The 17,402-nt window shown below is 32.5% G+C and carries 17 protein-coding genes; all 17 read right to left on the reverse strand.

Annotated features, from left to right (window positions below; all coding sequences use genetic code 11):
- Nucleotides 1-70: 70 nt before the first annotated feature.
- Nucleotides 71-529 carry a hypothetical protein gene (locus L3049_RS10705; protein ID WP_275109801.1) on the reverse strand — a complete coding sequence of 153 codons (459 nt, stop codon included), beginning with the start codon at nt 527-529 and terminating at the stop codon, nt 71-73.
- Nucleotides 526-1,761, reverse strand: a complete 1,236-nt coding sequence (locus tag L3049_RS10710; protein ID WP_275109802.1) for a restriction endonuclease subunit S — start codon at nt 1,759-1,761, stop codon at nt 526-528. Before L3049_RS10710 ends, L3049_RS10705 begins: the two co-directional genes overlap by 4 nt.
- Nucleotides 1,755-4,172: a type I restriction-modification system subunit M gene (locus L3049_RS10715; RefSeq protein WP_275109803.1), complete on the reverse strand. Its 2,418-nt coding sequence runs from the start codon at nt 4,170-4,172 to the stop codon at nt 1,755-1,757. Before L3049_RS10715 ends, L3049_RS10710 begins: the two co-directional genes overlap by 7 nt.
- Before the next feature lie 284 nt (nt 4,173-4,456).
- Nucleotides 4,457-5,266 carry a hypothetical protein gene (locus L3049_RS10720; RefSeq protein ID WP_275109804.1) on the reverse strand — a complete coding sequence of 270 codons (810 nt, stop codon included), beginning with the start codon at nt 5,264-5,266 and terminating at the stop codon, nt 4,457-4,459.
- Entirely contained in the window at nt 5,253-6,674 is a 1,422-nt protein-coding gene (locus L3049_RS10725; protein ID WP_275109805.1) for a tetratricopeptide repeat protein, read from the reverse strand. Before L3049_RS10725 ends, L3049_RS10720 begins: the two co-directional genes overlap by 14 nt.
- Before the next feature lie 3 nt (nt 6,675-6,677).
- The gene (locus tag L3049_RS10730; RefSeq protein ID WP_275109806.1) at nt 6,678-7,094 is read right to left on the reverse strand and encodes a hypothetical protein; all 417 of its coding nucleotides are present in this window, start codon (nt 7,092-7,094) and stop codon (nt 6,678-6,680) included.
- A gap of 213 nt (nt 7,095-7,307) precedes the next feature.
- A complete protein-coding gene (locus L3049_RS10735) occupies nt 7,308-7,880 on the reverse strand; it encodes a hypothetical protein (protein WP_275109807.1) in 573 nt (190 codons plus the stop codon).
- Nucleotides 7,881-7,920: 40 nt separating this feature from the next.
- A complete protein-coding gene (locus L3049_RS10740; RefSeq protein ID WP_275109808.1) occupies nt 7,921-8,340 on the reverse strand; it encodes a DUF6557 family protein in 420 nt (139 codons plus the stop codon).
- 272 nt (nt 8,341-8,612) lie between these two features.
- Nucleotides 8,613-8,996 carry a hypothetical protein gene (locus tag L3049_RS10745; RefSeq protein WP_275109809.1) on the reverse strand — a complete coding sequence of 128 codons (384 nt, stop codon included), beginning with the start codon at nt 8,994-8,996 and terminating at the stop codon, nt 8,613-8,615.
- 212 nt (nt 8,997-9,208) lie between these two features.
- Complete coding sequence (locus L3049_RS10750; RefSeq protein ID WP_275109810.1) at nt 9,209-9,661, reverse strand: 5' nucleotidase, NT5C type; 453 nt, start codon at nt 9,659-9,661, stop codon at nt 9,209-9,211.
- A 101-nt stretch (nt 9,662-9,762) separates the two neighbouring features.
- Nucleotides 9,763-11,439, reverse strand: coding sequence for a relaxase/mobilization nuclease domain-containing protein (locus L3049_RS10755; RefSeq protein ID WP_275109811.1), 1,677 nt, complete (start codon nt 11,437-11,439; stop codon nt 9,763-9,765).
- On the reverse strand, nt 11,436-11,780 hold the full coding sequence (locus L3049_RS10760; RefSeq protein WP_275109812.1) for a plasmid mobilization protein: 345 nt from the start codon (nt 11,778-11,780) through the stop codon (nt 11,436-11,438). Before L3049_RS10760 ends, L3049_RS10755 begins: the two co-directional genes overlap by 4 nt.
- A gap of 206 nt (nt 11,781-11,986) precedes the next feature.
- The gene (locus L3049_RS10765; RefSeq protein ID WP_275109813.1) at nt 11,987-12,265 is read right to left on the reverse strand and encodes a hypothetical protein; all 279 of its coding nucleotides are present in this window, start codon (nt 12,263-12,265) and stop codon (nt 11,987-11,989) included.
- A gap of 53 nt (nt 12,266-12,318) precedes the next feature.
- Entirely contained in the window at nt 12,319-13,068 is a 750-nt protein-coding gene (locus L3049_RS10770) for a ParA family protein (protein WP_275109814.1), read from the reverse strand.
- A 189-nt stretch (nt 13,069-13,257) separates the two neighbouring features.
- A complete protein-coding gene (locus L3049_RS10775) occupies nt 13,258-15,687 on the reverse strand; it encodes a DUF3987 domain-containing protein (protein WP_275109815.1) in 2,430 nt (809 codons plus the stop codon).
- A 132-nt stretch (nt 15,688-15,819) separates the two neighbouring features.
- Nucleotides 15,820-16,149, reverse strand: coding sequence for a helix-turn-helix domain-containing protein (locus tag L3049_RS10780; protein WP_275109816.1), 330 nt, complete (start codon nt 16,147-16,149; stop codon nt 15,820-15,822).
- 205 nt (nt 16,150-16,354) lie between these two features.
- Complete coding sequence (locus L3049_RS10785; RefSeq protein WP_275109817.1) at nt 16,355-17,401, reverse strand: hypothetical protein; 1,047 nt, start codon at nt 17,399-17,401, stop codon at nt 16,355-16,357.
- Nucleotide 17,402 lies beyond the last annotated feature (1 nt).

A 17,402-nucleotide genomic window follows, 5' to 3' on the forward strand; every position in this document is an offset into this window, starting at 1 on the left:
CAGTTAATAGCCTGAGAAATTTGATTTATACTTGTTTCGTGTTTTTTTTGATTTTCACATCACAGATTGCTTACTTAAAAAAATCGTCTCCTTTTTTTAAGTAATAAGCCTTGTGTCCATTATTTTTTATTTCATCCTCCCACGCTTCTTTAATCACTTTGACCTTATACCATTGCTTCATCCCAGTATGCCAACATTCCCAAACGCTATCATCTAATCGCCCCTTTTTGTACCAAAAATATTCTTCAGAACACAAATTAAAAAAGTCAATTAGATCATTGTATAAAGCTTCATCCTTTTTTAATTCAGACAAAGTTTTACACTCTTTTTCTATTCGGTAAAGGCTGTTATTTAATGTATTGTATCGCTTGTTGAAATCAGTAAAAAGTTGATGGAACATCTGATCTTCACCAACCTTCTGAGATAACTTAGAATATTTCTGAGTAATGAAATAAACCATGGCACCTAAGACAAGGGTTCCAACTAAATTAAAAGTGCTTATTATATTACTGATATTTTCCCAACTCATATCAACCTAGTTTTCCCAGTTAACAACTCCTGCATCATACCCTGCTTTATTTGCTGGCATTTGGCTTTTTTATTCTCCAAAGCTTCTATTTCTTTATCCATATCGGATAAAGTATCTGCAATTGCTTCTTGTTCTTCCATACTATGAGGTATAGGTATATTAATTTTGGCAATATTCTTATGACCAACATGTGGCTGACCCGAGGAATTAAAAATCTCCTTTATTTGTCTAATAGCAAATGAACTCCTTAAATTTAAAAAAAGATAATCTCTATTTAACTTTTCGCTGTCAAAATCAATTTTAAAGGCATTATTACTTAAAACACCTTCTGCTCCAGAATAGACATCTCCAGCAGTATTCCCTGTATTGACCATCATTATATCTGTACTACTCATAATTTTATTTGGATAAATATCCTTAACATACCACTTAAAATCATCGGTAAAGAAATCTCTTATATACAAATATCTAATATATCCCTTTCTTGTAGATCTTAATTGCTCAGATTGTGCTATTTGTACTCCTTGAGTAAATTCACAAAGTGTACCTAATTTCAGTTCTTCCCACTCCCCACTAAACCCAGGCAACCTCTTTTTACCAGTAAGCAATTGCTGCATGGCGCCTTGTTTAATGGCTTTCTTTTTGGCTATGAGTTTTTCCAAATTGCTGATTAAAGAATCAACATCGCTTAAGGCGGTGGCTATGGCTTTTTGTTCGGCTAGGGTTGGGGGAAGAGGAACTTTCCAATTCAACATATCTCCAACATTTAAATGCTTCATTGTTGTACCAATTTCCAATTCTTTTAATCGATTTCTACCAATAAAAGAATTAAAATATTGCGCGTAAAACCAAGGGGAAGCCTTTTTTTGTTTAAATCTTGAAATTATCAAAGCATGGCAATTACTACCTTCAAGTTCTTTAGGTACAATTGTAGTTAGCCCAACATCACCTGTTTGAACTGTTAGTAAATCGCCTTCTCTTAAACATGATTTTTGATGACTTTTATGAAAAGCATAATCAATTTTTTTGATCCCGGTAAAATTGAATGAGTTCTCTTCAACATTAAATCCTTGGATATATGTAACGCCATTATGAGCATTAGTATAGTGAGTTGTTGCAGTACCAACAAATCCATTTGTCATTAAATTTGTGATTTCTCCCAATGTAATTTCGTCCCAATCCTCAGGTATCATCCCCACTTCTGTTTGCTGATATCCTTCTCTATCTACCATGCTAATCCAATTTTTTGAAGATGAGCATTCACTTTAACTTCCAATTCTTTGGTTGAATTATCTAACTCGCCCAAGGTGTTTTCGTAACGTTCGGCTAGTTCTTTTATTCGGCTGGTTAAGCGTTGCGAAATGGCATCAATTTCAGATTGAATATCGGTTTTTAAGGCTGTCAACCATTTGTTGCCTATCACCAAATCTCTTACTTCAGCTTCGGATAATTTAGGGTATTTGTTGTAGCACAGTTTATCCAATTCAGCTACTTTCTCTTTTAACTGTTTGCCTATGGCGGTTTGTTGAGTAAATAACTTTTGTACTTTTTGCATGAGTTGGTATGCCTCTTTTTCGCTGGCATCGCCCTTAATGGCAGTCATGCGTTTGCTTAGCGTGGCTTTGGTAATTTTTCCATTGTCGTTGGCAGCCTCTTCCAGCAATCCTTCCTCTACGGCATGTTCCTCTTCGTATTGGCTGAGTTCGCTTTGCAAGCTTTCCAAATTGGCTTCCAATTTCTGAATCCCTGTGTTGTTATCAGCAAAGTAAGCATCCACTATATAGGCTTTTGGCAGTAGATCGCAGATCCATCCTTTGTCCAACTCTTTGCCGTTCTTTTTCTTTTCAATAACCCGTCGGGTTTTAGCTACCCAACCATCTTCTACTAACAGATAAGCATCATCTTTCATGATCTCGCTCCAGTAATCACGCAGATATTGGTAGATATCGTAAGCATCAATTAAGGCAGTCCCCTTGTACTCTTCCAGTAGCAATTGGGAAATCTCTGTAATTAATTTCTTGGGTGCTGTATCCGCATTAATTCCTGTCAGAATTGGATAAACCTTCTTTTGCCAATTGGTAAAAGTATTCTCTAACTGAGTTCCGTAATTTGTAAACTCAGCATGGCTGAAAATGGCTTCTTTAATCTCTGTCTTATCAATACATAGTTGAAAATAGTCTTCCCGCAAGTCTTTAAAAATGCTGGCCTTTAAATTAGGGTACACATCCCAAAAGGCCTGTAAGCTTTCTACATCCCGGTTTGGAATTCCACCATTTAAATGAGCATTTAAATCCTGAATATCTTCCTCTTTCTGGGTATCGATGTATCGTGGAATATTCAGATTGTACTCATTTTTTACAATTTCGTCGAATTTCACAAATCGAGCGTATTTTTTGGTCTCCTTCTGCTGATTAAAAACCTCTACAATTCGGTATAAATCCTGTTCCCGTAAGCGGTTTTTGTTGCCATCCTTTATAAAGCCTTTGCTGGCATCCACCATAAAAATTCCTTTGCGATCTTTGGTGTTCTCCTTATCGAGCACGATGATACAAGCAGGAATTCCCGTTCCGTAAAACAAGTTGGCCGGCAAACCAATAATTCCTTTAATCAATTTTCTATCGATTAAGTTTTCACGAATTTCCGCTTCGGCATTTCCCCGAAACAAAACGCCATGAGGAAGAATTACTGCCCCTTTTCCTGTGCTTTTCATAGATGCCAGAATGTGCAGCAGAAAGGCATAATCACCATTTTTATCGGGTGGTACACCATAAGCTCTAAAGCGATTGAATTCATCATCCATAGGTGAAATGCCATTGCTCCAGTTCTTAATGGAGAATGGAGGATTGGCTACTACAAAATCGAAACGTTTTAGTGTGCCATCGGCCTCTTTAAACTGAGGATCAGCAATGGTGTTTTTTCCCGCAATGGTCGCCTCAGGATATCCATGCAACCACATGTTCATAATCGCCAAACTTTTAGTGGCTATGTCTTTTTCCTGTCCGTAAATGGTCAAACCCTTTTCAGTCTCGTCAGCTACTTTCAATAGTAAGGAACCCGATCCACAGGTTGGATCATATACGGTATAAGAAGGCTTATCTGCTTTGTCAACATCGATAATTTTCGCCAAAATTCGCGACACCTCTGCAGGCGTATAAAATTGACCTTTGCTCTTTCCCGATTCACTGGCAAAGTGACGCATTAAAAATTCGTAGGCATCCCCTAAAATATCATCATCCTCTGCTCGATTATTTTTAAAGTCTAAAGCCGGATTCTCAAAAATAGCTATCAGATTACCCAACAGTTCTACTTTCTCGTTACCGCTTCCCAATTTGTCATCGTCGTTAAAATCGACCAAGTCCATAGAACCTTCCAGTCCGTTGGCAGCAAATAAAGGCTTTAGTATTTTCTTATTAATTTGGTCGCCGATATCAGGCTGTCCTTTCAAGGCAATCATGTCCTCGAAAGTAGCACCTGCCGGCACTTCAATTAAACTATCTGATTTGTTGGCATATTTATCGGATACATACTTCACAAAAAGCATGGTCAATACGTAATCTTTGTATTGGCTGGCATCCATTCCCCCTCTTAACTCATCGCAACTAGCCCAAAGTGAGCTGTATAATTCTGATTTCTTGATTGCCATCTATAGTATATTATTGTTTATTTGAATTTTGACTTTGCAAGTTAATATTATTGTCTTAAAAACAGGGATGTCAAAGCTGTCAAATTTATGGTAGAGCCATAATTGCCAGTATTACCATAATGTATGGTGGAGGCATAAGTGCAATAACACCAACAATTCCAATCAACAAAAAAGAGCCAAGCATTGCACTTGACTCTTCAATCTTTGCTGTTCCTTTACAACTATCTTATTGGAAAATTCATAAAATCTCGTGTTTTATAAGTATTAAGGTTATTCTCTAGGTACTATTTAATATTAGTTGCTTGATTCACTTTGTTATACTCACTACAAAGTTTCATCAAGTTACTTAGCTTCTTTTTCATATCAATATCAAGAACAATATCATCTTTCGAAAAAGAAAATTTTGGCTTTGGTATAGCTAAAGAAAACAACTCATTGTATTTCGTGCAGAAAGCTTCATTGATTTTATTTAAAACACTCGACACTTCAATTAAGCGATTTATACTTGCCGTTAGCTTAGGGATAGAACTAGTTGCATTCTTAATAAATCTCCTTAATTCTAACACATTCTGTTGTACTTCTTTTCGTTTTTCTGTGGTCTTACTATACGCATCTATAGCTTCATTTATCAATGAAGTTCCAATTTCAACACCAGCACTTATTGCTTCACTTTTTACATCTAGTTTCGTTATTGTTTCTTTTGTACTCAGTCTGGATAATGAACTATCAATAGAAACAAATGCTTGATTAGAAATAGCCTCAAAATTTTGAGATAAATCAGTATTCAACTCTTTCTTTTTCTGATGCTGAGAATCAATAGAAATATCCAGGATGAAATCTTTAAGTAATTCTTGATCTTTACTATTCATGTTAGATTTAATTCTAGCTATAAGATTTTTAGCCATACTTAAATTTCTTAAAGCTTCTTTCCTCTCTGTTTCTAATATTTCGGCCAACTCATTATTATACTTAAAAGCATCTTCATACACATGGTTTAATCGATCAGAATAATTAGCAACCTCTATATATTCTTCAATTTCTTTCTCAAGCTTCCCATGCTGACCAAGCGTAAGTATATTATTAATTAAGCTCATTCTGTTCTAGCTTTAAAGATTCAAATTCAGGTGTTAATTTCGCAACACTATGTTTAATATTTTTTATTTTTTCAGCTCTTTTAATTACATCCTCATTATTAATTCCTTTCTGAACCTTATAATTACTAAGCTTAACTTGATAAGGGATTGTAAGAACATCATATAAAAGCATTACAACTAACAATATGAGCATACATATGTTAATTAAAGTTGGCTCTATGCTATAAAAAAACAGTCTTATATCAGGTAGATAGGAAACAATCTCATAATTGTTGTAGAGTAATAATGCAAAGAGCACTAAAGAGAATAAAATATAGCGATATGATCTTAACGCAACCAAATACCCCCCAAAAAGAAAACTCCATGCAAAATAAGAATATACCTTTTTTGTCTGAAGATTATCAAAGGTATATTCGTTCTTAACAATGATAAATAAACCTACAATAATGTAGACAAATAGGTAAAACAAGAAATATTTATATTTATAAAAAAAACCTTTATTCTTCCACACAATAGTTGCTGCAGCCTGTGAATCATCATAAGATTTTTGAGTGTCCCCTATCATCGAATACACTTCAGCTCTCTTTTTCAAAACATCATAATCCTTAGGATTACAAGACAGATGATCAGAAAAATTAACTATAGCATTTTTGTAGTCACCCAACGCCGAATAACAAATTCCTTTGTAGACAAATACCTTATTATTCAACTTATCCGAAACAGGAATTTTAGAAAAATCTTCAAGTGCTTTTGCGTATTGTTCTGTATTTATATACAAACATCCTTTTTTGAAATAGACACTAGAATTTCCATCATCTCCTGAAAGTTGCACAAATTCTTCCAAGTCGGAAATACTCCTTTCATCATTACCAATTAGACTATAAACATTTCCTCTTTTCAAATACAATCTAGCATCAGAAGGTTCAACATCAAGGGCATTTGTATAATTTTTTATTGCATCCTCATATTCCTTATTCTCTAGGAAATAATCTCCTCTTAAAGTATACGCTTCAGCATCTCTTTTATGAAATTTTAAGTAATTATTAATATCCTCAATAAAATCCTCCTCTTCTTCTGCTGCAATATTTACAATTGCCCTATTTTTATAGGCTGAAGATGCTTCCCCAACAAGTTCAATTGCATCGGTATAATCATCAATAGAATTATCAAAATCTCCTAATTCAAAATAACATTGAGCTCTTAACCTGAAAGATTTCTCTATTGTATCAGTAATTTCATTAGCTATAGTTAATTTCTCAATAGCAGCTTCAAAATTATTATTGCCATAAAAACCAAAAGCTTCAATGTATAGTTTATTGTATTCAATTATTTTTTCTTCTGAGGTCCTCTTGTCACCGCACGAGGAAATTAGCAACATAATTGTCACTAATAATACTATGTTTTTCATCTGTTAAAAATCTAATTCTAAAGTTTCATCTTCATTGTCAAGCACTTCGCAAAATTTATCGAAATTTTCTAAAGGATTATTTGATACAAAATCACTTACACTGCGTAAACCTTGAAGTAACAATTCGTCATTCCCATCTTTTAACCCTTTATCAATCACCTCAAAATGCTTGTTTATTACTGCTCTACGTTCAGAAAAAATATTATCAAGAGTATATTGGGTTTGCTGAAATTTCAAGGCCATATTCATAATATCTCCCTTGATTTTCAAATTCTCATTATCTAAACGTTTAGATTCGTTCCAGGTATTCGCTAATTGATTGATGTCATTTATCGCACCTTTTCCATCATTAAAACAATCTTTTGCAAATTCAACATCTTCTTTTGTTATTGTAGCTAATTTATCTTTTAATTTCCCCATTATCTTCTTATTAATTTAAATATTTATAACCATATAAAACACTAGTACAATTTTACAATTTATTATCCTTATAGTTAACTGTCAAACCTGTCAAGTTTATGCCAAATCCATAAACACCATTAGGTATGGCTAAAACATAAACGCAATAAATATCATCAACAAAAAAAGCCAAACCCTAAAGCTTGACTCTTTATTTTCCATTATTATTTAAATTTATCTAATAGGATAATTCATAAAATCTCGTGTTTTGTACTCATTTAGATTATGCTCCAACGAATACTTTGTGCTCTCATCAATCAACGAAAAATCAAATTCAGTTGAAAAAATGCAAATTGTATCCATCAGGAATTCCTTGCACCATTCCATCAATTCCTTTTTGTCCTCCTGGCAAACAAGTCTAGCCAATTCTCTACCAATTTTACGATTGTATTGCTCCATCGTATCAGAATCCTCTTCCTCGACATACTTTAGTAATTTATTGTAATATTTTTCATCATCGATTAAACAAAAACAAAGAGCTGTTTTATCCGAATCTTTCATATCATCTAAATAACTGTTGGTAAGCTGTGTCAACTCTTCGAAAAAATGATTTTGAGATTGACCGTCTTGGAAGCTTAATCTTTGAAACTCTTCTCTTACTGTATAATATTTTTCGCCTTCTTCATCTTCCTTTTCTTCAAGATTTACAGCTTTTCTAAGCAAATCAACAACAAGAAAATTTCCATAATCAACTAAAGCTCTATAAACATCTTTGGTGATATACATTTCATTTGATAAATCAATCATTTATTTACTTTATAGTTTATAACATTCAATAATTTGCCTCTTACTCATCCAATTCTTTATTCAATTTGCTTATTTCTTCTTCATCGAAGCCACAATAAGTCATTTCCCAGAGACAGTGAGCGATAAGATCAACTTCGGAAAAACTCAATAAACTTTCAGAATTTATTGACATTCCTGCCCATTCATTCCAAGGTGTAAACATCAAACTATAAGTCGTTGGAGAGTCTCCAGAACATTTATCAGATAAATCTAAGGCATTAACATGGACATATTTTTCACCATTATCCTCAATATTTTGAACTAATATTTCGAACTTACTTGCCTGAAAACCTATGACTTTTAACTTCTCAAAAACAAGCTTATATCCTTCTATATTCCGATCAGTATCTGAATACAAATTGTACAATACTGTTCGTATTTCATCCCACTTATATTTTAAAATCAGATCTTTTAATTTCATTTCTAACGTTTTATGCATTTCACTATGTCACTTAAGTGATTTGTCACTTTCTCAACTTGTCAACAAAGTGATTTCTCCCTTTATCACTTTCTCAACTTGTCACTAAAGAGATATATTTCTTTATATCTTTCTCACTTTATAACTTTATAACTAAAGTGAGAAAGAAAGTTATTTCTTTATAACTAAATCAATTTATTTCTAAAGTGAGAAATCAATATCTAAATAACTTTATAAAGAAATATCTTAATAAATAAATCACTTTATAACGGAATCTAGCTCATGACATTTAATTCAATCTCACTTGCTGGGCATACAAATAATATCGCTCTGCTGCTCTTATCACCATCTATAATTCTACGAGCAATTACTTTAAAGCAATTTGTTCCATAATCTCGTTTTAAAGCTGAAGCTAAATTGGCCTTGCTAAATGATATAAAATCACCAACTCCAATAGTCTGTTCAACATTCACATCCCAATTGTAATGGCAATATTTTTTATCAGCACTATTTCGATCACTTTTCACTCGCACCTCATAATTATACTTCTGGTAGAAAATCAATTCATTCTTACCATTAACCAGTCCTTTCTTATAAAAAACCATTGAGCAGATCAGAATACAAATCAGGCTAAATATTGCAAATATTATTAATTCCATAGATCAATTCAATTAACAGATTATACCTTTTCCCCATTATATAAATTCGTTACTATAATCTTTAGGAATTTGAACCTTACGAGCGTACCGAGTTATATATTTTTAAACGAATGTGCAGGAAATATCAAGGGTTGTGCAAGGGGTTTTCCGTAGCTAAAACATGGCTTGCTCCTAACCAAATGTTGTTAGCAAGTCATACTAATAAAAAATAATTAAAGCGAGAAGTATTTTAATACAGAATCCCAATCCGGAAACTCATCAGATCCGAAATTTATAAGTTTCCCTTCAAAGTTTTCTTGACCTTTTCCTTCTGTATAATCATCAATTAAGTAATCTCCCTTTAGTAAAGCCTTATTAGGTGAAAGAATTAGTTTTTTCACTGCTTCAAAACCTAAGTGATTCTCCACCCAAATTCTCTTCTCCATATACGAAAGAGGATTATGCTCACTTGGGGCGCTCAAAATATAAACTTCAGTATCTTTCAGTTCTGATAATTTACGAAAGGCTTCAACGGCTCCTTTTAAGGGCTCCAGGTTTCGAAAAAAATCAATCTGTGCTTGTGGATATTTCATCTCTGGATAACGCTTAACATGCGCCTTATAAGATCCCATAAAGTCGCAAAGCACATCATCCATATCTACAAATACAATCTGATTCCTTTTCATAGCAAATAGTCAAAATTTATATATCTCTAAAAATAATTGAAATATTTTATCTTTCATAATACTTTTAGCGGTATTGATAAACTAATAATTGTAATATCTTTTTAAGAGAGTCTCCGCTTTCTTTTCTTTTTCTTCATAATATTTTCAAACTCATCATCTTCGTCATCAACTTCTCCTGTTGAGTTTGAACCTAATATTACATTTTTAATAGGTACAAAAGAATCATATGAAACATTTACTGATTCATATTCAAGATATTGACTACTAGATTGATTTAAATCAATACTATCTATTAAATCAAATTCGAAATTTTGTAACAGATACTGAACTCCATTGTTCATTAAGAAATTAACTTTTTTAATATCGTTTCTGTCTAAGGCATCATTAAGCATTATTCTTTGATCAACATTATCATATTTGGAAAGTGAGTTTTGAAAGGATATCTCATCCGTTATATTTTTTTTATTTACAGAATTTACGATTTCTTTTGGAATTATATATCCATCTATCTCGCTCTTATCAAGCTGATTAAAATATGCCAACAACTGTCCCTTATTATCAACTTCAAATTCAATTCCTCTCAAGCTTAATGCCCTCAACAGTTGATGTGAAGAGTAGTTCTTTTTCTTGAAGAGCAATATTTTTCCCTCGATATACCTCTGATTTTGAAACGTATTAAACTTATAAAGTCCTTTTTTATTTAATTTAGTGTGCACATCCTCGTATTTCAAACTTACATCTTCATTCAAAGTTCTTTTTAATACGTTCCACGACAGGTTTTTACTTATATCAGATGCTTTAAATTCTAGCCCAGATTCAATATCAATAAAGCTTAAACCATAAATACCCGAACTGTTCCTGTGATAGTTTAGATTAATGCCTTTTTGTTGGCACTGTTTATCAAAATCAGCATAACCTAATTTGATGAAACTTTTAATTATTTCATTTAATTGTGGTCTTAATTTCCGAGCAATATCTTTTCTGAATTCGAGATTGGCTTTAAACTTTTCATCCAAATATTTCAAAGTTGGTTTTAATCTAAGTTTTGAAGCTGCAATACCATACTTGTCACGCTTATTGTTTTCATTTAAACCAAAGTATTTCAATCCTCGAATAGGGTTTCCATTCTTAGAGTAGCCTTTAGATTGAACCAATGACATATTACATTTTTCTAATTCAGATTTAAATTCTCTTATAGTTGTTGGTTTTTTTTCTTCCAAAATCTCATGAATGGTAGTTGAGAATCTATCTCTTAAATGCATGTTTTCATTTGGAATATCCTCTAATTTAAGATCTGTTTTTAATTCGTCACCTTTAGGTTTTATCCTATTTGTTTGGTTTAGACCATACATTTTTTCAATTTCGGTACATGTTCGCTGAGATTTTGTTCGTTCCCATGAATCTGAAATACTTTTGCCATTTTCCTGAATTTTGCAAGATATGATATGGATATGTGAATGCTCTCTGTCGTTATGCTTATACACCACATAAGGTTGATCCCCATATCCCATTCCTTTCATGTATTCATCCGCTATATCACTAAACAACTCATCATTTACAGTTTCTCCTGGAGGAAGATTTAAGGAAACATGAAATGTTGTATTTTGTTTTTTTGTATTCCTCGAATCTAACATGTTGAATTGACTAAGAACTGACACACTTTTAGACGTTATAAGATTTACTTTGGAAATAAGGCAAGCATCTCCCGATTTGATCTTATTTTCATTATAAGCAAGTAAACCTTCAAATCCTTTACCTGAAGTAATATTTGCGATCATTTTACTAAAGTCTCGGTTATTGATTCTATTTCTTTTTCCAATTTCGAAATGATTTTAGCAGTCTCAATAAACATTTTTTGGTCTGGGTATTGATGTATTTGCTTTATATGCTGGTTAAGATTTGTTCCGATACGTCCGAGCGATAATATCATTTCTTCTTTAGTTCTGTCTCGATAAGAAATAGAGTAATGCCCATTTAACAACACCTCTCTAACTGTTGATGATAAGTCATCATTTAACGGATAAAAATTATTTTTAATTTCAGCTTTTTCCTTCGCAGATAGATAAATTTTTATATACTCTATTCTTTTATCTTCTTTTGATTTCTTTGGCCTAGCCATATCAACTTTTTTATTTATTCAATAATGTTTCGATCGCAGAGAGAACATTCTCCTTTATCATTTCTATCCTAGTTCAGGATATAAATCAAGTTTCTGACTCAATCAGAAAGAGGTTTTGAAGGCACACAAAACACACCTTGCTTCCAACCGTCAATCCACAATTCCTAGCAAGAACAAAATAGGAGACGTATTCTGCTTTAAAAATTCTATTTACCATTGATATCACCATAAATTTCCTTGGCTTCATTCAAGTTCTTATATCGAGATATGTATTTTTTTAAGGCTTCATTTATAATTTTACCAATTGATTTCCTCTCGTAAAAAGCAATAGCCTTTATCTGATTTAATAATTCTATGTTGAGGTAATAAGTCGCCTTCATAGATCCTAAATCAGATAACTTTTTCTCTTTACTAGTTTCTTTTTCTTCAGAAATGCTCGATTGCAATAAGCCATCAATTCCTGTTTTAAAATTCTTTTTTGCCATCCTTTATGGTTTTAATGGTGATTATGGTTGATATGGTATTAATCAGAAAAAATCTAATATTGTTTACTTAGAAATTCCTCACAGAGGCTTAAATAATCTTCAGCACCATTACTCTTCGGTGCATATCTGAAAATATCAATTCCTGCTGATGGAGCTTCTGCAAGTGCTATGTTTTCACGAATAAAGGTTTTATATAGTTTCGACCCAAAATGCTCTTTAATAACCTCAGAAATATCTCTATGCATAACTTTACGTGGGCTGAACTGTGTGAGTAAAATCCCTTCCAATTCAAGTTTATTATTAAGCCTTGTTTTAATCTTATCAGTTAACTCCAATAATTTACTCAGCCCTTGGATACTTAAATGATGGGGTAAAATAGGAACTAAGAATGAATCAGATGCAGTTAGTGCATTCAATGAGGTCAAACCCAATGATGGAGAGCAGTCAATCAAGATATAGTCGTAATCTGATCGAATTTCTAAAATTGCTTCTCGCAGTGAAAATTCTCTTCCTGGTTCATTTGATAGCTCTACTTCAAAAGCACTTAAATCAATTGACGAAGGAAGCAAATGAAAATTCTCATCAATTGAAATTGGCTTGAACTCACAATTTCCTTTTAATAAATTATAAACATTATCATCTTGCGATTTTACTCCCAGAGACTGACTTAGATTGCACTGAGGATCCAAATCGACACCTAAAACTTTATGTCCTGATCTACTAAGAGCAGCAGCTAATGAACATGTCGTAGTAGTTTTTCCGACTCCTCCTTTTTGGTTGATGATTGATATTATTTTTGTCATTTTTTTTCAGTTTATGTAGATTTTTAGTCTGCAATCAAGAAATATCCCTCACTACAAACTGGTTTAAAGATTGTTACCTGCACATAACACATTCGGCAAACGAGTCAGCAATCGCCTTTATCCTCTTACTTTTATGGAGCGATTGCAGACCCGTTTGCCGACAGGCTCAAAACACTATAACTAATTGATTTAATCGAAATTATAGTTAGATTCCCTTGGATCGCTGACCTTATCATCTAATACAAAAATAAAAGTTGCTCTTCCTCCTCCTTCTGGGTAATATTCATGTGTAACCCCAAGTTCACGTGCAACCATTTCTTCAAACAAAGACTTAGCCTGCTTTGTATTCTTACAACTAGCAACCTTATTCGTATAAATCTCCCTAAGGCTAGCTTTTCCACCATTCTTATTGATCCACCTCTCTGCTAATTCAACTTTACGATCTGTCTTACTAGCATTAAGTCGAGCATAAACTTTCTTAGCATTCCACATAAAATACTCAGTTATCTCTATAGCCTTACTTAAACTATCTAAATCAATTTCTTTTAATGATTTTTTATTCTCGCCATAGTTCATTCCTTGAATAATCAGCGCAAATCGGGCAATATAACCAGGAAATTTAGCCCATGCTCCTCGTAAATAATAGGGCATCTGATAAGATGTCATTTCTTTATAGAGAGTATTGTTAACATAATCTTTAAACTTATTGTAAGCTGCTGGCGAAAACTTTGATACCTCAGGATCTGTAGATTCTGCTTCTTCCTTGAAATGAGCATTGTATAACCTATTAAAAACAGACATTAATTTCTCATCTAATTCCATTGGAACTTCAATATCGGTAATCATAGGAGCAATTTCCTCTGGAAAAGCAAAAAGAATTCTATCAATTAAGCCATTGTCTTTTCCAGAAAAAACATCTAACACTTCAGGTTGAATCCCACCCAATACATTTACGAAAGGGTTATTTGCAAAAACTGGTTCTTTACCTTTTCTATTAATGATTTGTAATATTGCACTCCATAATTTCAACCACATTTCAAGTTCATTTCCTCCAGCAGATTTATATTGATTCATCCCTTTTATCCAACCTGCCAATTCATCCATATAACACAATATTCCTGAATGATTATTAATCATCAACTCTGTAATTGCCTCCATAGTAGCGTCTGAAGTAATGAATTGCTTCATAGTTGGCGTATTTGGTTTTATGGGTATGTCAACATTTACACGCTCTGACTTATTCAACGATTTCCATCTCTGAAATTCACTTTCAAACTCTTCATATTCTTTCTTATATTTCTCTTTATCTTTTAGATATATTGCTAAAAACTCTTCCTGAAGTTTCTTTAAAGGAAGTATAGCTTTATTTAAGGCTGGAGATTTTTTCGTTCCAGGTCTTGAGACAATGGCAGCATATAATATCGCAAATTCTCTCCAATCCTTTTTCAACTCTACAACTCGCTTATTTGACATTGCCATTGCAAAACAAGACAACATGGGAACTGCAATAAATTCATTAGGACAATTTATAGCATCTGCTGACTTCCTAACGAATTCAGCAATAGTATTTGGAAAAACATCTACTGGAAATCGTTTAGAATGATACTCAGCTTGTAAAAACTTTTTAGCCTTAGGTCGAATTTGTTTATTCAAATTATTAACAACAATACCATGATCTTTTGCCAACCAAAACAATGATTTTATTGTAATCCCTGTCCCATTCGATTTTAAAAATCGATCAAAACACTTATTACAGTTATCAATCGCATACTCATTATGAAATCGACTTATTCTATGAAAATAATCTCTTCCATTTTCTCCAAAACAATCAATTAAAGCAAAAGCAATATTTCTCCAATTTTCATAGCCTTGAGTGATATCCAACCTTGTCGTTTCAATTACTCCAATCAATTTATCCACATCCTTATCCAAACTATCAGATTTAATGTGCGATGTACTACTTCTTGGTTTATCTTGCCACGCATGTGGATTAAATTCCTTCTGAAATTCTGACGAATTAGGATTCATAAACACCTGATCATCGTGTGGTAAAAAGCAAGCTCTTGCCACATCTTTTCCGCTTCCATCAATATTTAAACCATAGGTGGACTTTAAATAATTTTGAATTCCAATAAAATATTCATGATGATTGGCTCTACTTAAGTCAATTTTAACGACCCACTTTAATCCATCCCCTGATGGAGAAATAAAGAGTAGTTCTGTCTCCAAATATATATCATCAATTAATAATTCTTTTATCGACTGAACATCCTTAAAGTGATCAAAATCAATTACCAATAATTCAGAATGTTGTATTAATGACTTATTAGATCTTTGACTAAACACACCTGAGAAACAGACATAATCAAAATTTCCTGCTTTAAATTCAGAAGCCACTACATTATCATTAATACTTCTAAGGTTATTTGTTACATCCCTGTATACATCTCCCTTAATCAAATTATAAATATCACTAATACTAAGCGTTTGGCTAGGTATCGTATTTGAAATTGGGCATTTAAAAAAACTGATATTCAGTTTATCTTGTCCATGTTCTTTTTCATCTATAAGATTTTCATTATCTTCGCATTGTGAAGAATTAAGATTACTATTTTTCATTTTAAAATATTAAATATTAGGGACTAGGTGGAAGGGCAATTCCACCTTTTTTTATTTATATAAATTTTACTTTGGGAAGTGAGAACAGATTTGTTAAAGTTGTTCTTCATCTTCAGAAATTATCCATTCAAATTACTTTGATAACTCATCATCTATTTCCTGTTCTATTTCATCATTTGTCTTTCGCAGATTTTTTTTAATGAATTCATCTAAATCCTCAGGGAAGAAGCGCCAAGACTTACCAATTTTAGCACCTTTAATTTCATTACGTGCTAATCGTTCTCGAAAAGTTGGAATTGGCATCTGAATATACTCTGCAGCCTGCCTCAACATTAAAACCTTTGAGGTTGATTCTGATTCTTTCTCTTTAACTTCTAATTTTTTTGATAATACCTTACTAACGGCTACCTCGATTGTCTTCTTAAGATCTTCGGGCGAAATAAGTACTAGTTGTTGACTCATTGTATCTTATTATTAATGAATACTATATAAATTAACTTTCATTACAAAACTAGATAGTGAGTATCGACTAAACGAAAATAAAACATTAAAAAAACGTTTTTAAACCCTAGATGTCTCATGATAAATCATATGGCTTTTAAAACAAAAAAAGGACATCCAATATAATGGACATCCTCTCTAATATTTTTGCGTAATGTAAACAGTTTTACCTCTTTGAAGTTCTATACTTCAAATATTCTTTAATATCTTCTTCAGCCTTCTCTCTCCCAGAAGGAGTTAATAATGGCATAATATCCATAACTTTCTTGTAAATATTTTTAATCTTATACCTTTCAGTGGAATGCTTTATTTCATTATATCTTGAGGTTAAATATCCTTCGGTTATAATATGGTACTTTTTCCTAATCTCTTCATCCGTCATTTCATCTATCACTTCTTTATTATAAAAATATAATAAGGCAATATCAATAGCTTTAAGATTTCTATTTTTTTGAGTTCTATCATCGCCTTTTAAATTATCTTCTTCATGAACATCCTCAATACAATAATGCTCACCTACTATTCCCTTAATCTCCTTCTCAGTTAAGCCAAAACTTTCAGCATCTACACTTTCACCTTTTTCATTCACGAAATCGATATTATTAAAATCATCTCTATTATGAACATTGACAATTTCACTCTTCATTTCTTCAGGCCTATGTTTATCATCATACTCATCATCAATAAAATCAAAGTCTTGATTAAGAAAGAATTCTTCATACTTTAATTTATCAACACCATCACATCTTTTCAGAAAAGAATAATTTTTGATCTCAAATTCTGGTGGTAATAATTCTTGACACATCTGAACTGACTCTATTTCAGCGCAAAACATAAGCCCATCCCTCTTTTTCTTAAGCTTTTTCAAATAAGAAACTACCTTCTCCCTTAACTGTAAACCAAATCGGTACAATTCGTATTCTTTCGAAGTTATTCCTTTCCTGATTATTTCATCATAGGCATTAAGATTCAAATAGATTTGTGCACACATCCATAATATCTGAGACAATCTTCCTTCCCTAATTATTTGAATTTCATACTTTGATATATACTTAGATAATTGTTTTGCTTGCTTAATCATCAATTTAGAATCTTCCTCTAAAAAACTTATCGTATTAAGAGTATCTGTCAATTGATTAATACCATAAGCCTTAGCAGGTTCTTCACTTGGAATTGTTACTATATTTTGGTCCTTATCTAGCTTTAACTTCATA

Source organism: Labilibaculum sp. DW002, assembly GCF_029029525.1.
Classification (GTDB): domain Bacteria; phylum Bacteroidota; class Bacteroidia; order Bacteroidales; family Marinifilaceae; genus Paralabilibaculum; species Paralabilibaculum antarcticum.

Excerpts from the sequence above, each read along its gene's own strand:
- L3049_RS10735 (WP_275109807.1), bottom strand. The coding sequence starts at position 7,880 with ATGATTGATTTATCAAATGAAATGTATATCACCAAAGATGTTTATAGA.
- L3049_RS10705 (WP_275109801.1), bottom strand. The coding sequence starts at position 529 with ATGAGTTGGGAAAATATCAGTAATATAATAAGCACTTTTAATTTAGTT.
- L3049_RS10710 (WP_275109802.1), bottom strand. The coding sequence starts at position 1,761 with ATGGTAGATAGAGAAGGATATCAGCAAACAGAAGTGGGGATGATACCT.
- L3049_RS10755 (WP_275109811.1), bottom strand. The coding sequence starts at position 11,439 with ATGATCGCAAATATTACTTCAGGTAAAGGATTTGAAGGTTTACTTGCT.
- L3049_RS10760 (WP_275109812.1), bottom strand. The coding sequence starts at position 11,780 with ATGGCTAGGCCAAAGAAATCAAAAGAAGATAAAAGAATAGAGTATATA.
- L3049_RS10720 (WP_275109804.1), bottom strand. The coding sequence starts at position 5,266 with ATGAGCTTAATTAATAATATACTTACGCTTGGTCAGCATGGGAAGCTT.
- L3049_RS10740 (WP_275109808.1), bottom strand. The coding sequence starts at position 8,340 with ATGAAATTAAAAGATCTGATTTTAAAATATAAGTGGGATGAAATACGA.
- L3049_RS10745 (WP_275109809.1), bottom strand. The coding sequence starts at position 8,996 with ATGGAATTAATAATATTTGCAATATTTAGCCTGATTTGTATTCTGATC.
- L3049_RS10725 (WP_275109805.1), bottom strand. The coding sequence starts at position 6,674 with ATGAAAAACATAGTATTATTAGTGACAATTATGTTGCTAATTTCCTCG.
- L3049_RS10785 (WP_275109817.1), bottom strand. The coding sequence starts at position 17,401 with ATGAAGTTAAAGCTAGATAAGGACCAAAATATAGTAACAATTCCAAGT.
- L3049_RS10770 (WP_275109814.1), bottom strand. The coding sequence starts at position 13,068 with ATGACAAAAATAATATCAATCATCAACCAAAAAGGAGGAGTCGGAAAA.
- L3049_RS10715 (WP_275109803.1), bottom strand. The coding sequence starts at position 4,172 with ATGGCAATCAAGAAATCAGAATTATACAGCTCACTTTGGGCTAGTTGC.
- L3049_RS10730 (WP_275109806.1), bottom strand. The coding sequence starts at position 7,094 with ATGGGGAAATTAAAAGATAAATTAGCTACAATAACAAAAGAAGATGTT.
- L3049_RS10780 (WP_275109816.1), bottom strand. The coding sequence starts at position 16,149 with ATGAGTCAACAACTAGTACTTATTTCGCCCGAAGATCTTAAGAAGACA.
- L3049_RS10765 (WP_275109813.1), bottom strand. The coding sequence starts at position 12,265 with ATGGCAAAAAAGAATTTTAAAACAGGAATTGATGGCTTATTGCAATCG.
- L3049_RS10750 (WP_275109810.1), bottom strand. The coding sequence starts at position 9,661 with ATGAAAAGGAATCAGATTGTATTTGTAGATATGGATGATGTGCTTTGC.
- L3049_RS10775 (WP_275109815.1), bottom strand. The coding sequence starts at position 15,687 with ATGAAAAATAGTAATCTTAATTCTTCACAATGCGAAGATAATGAAAAT.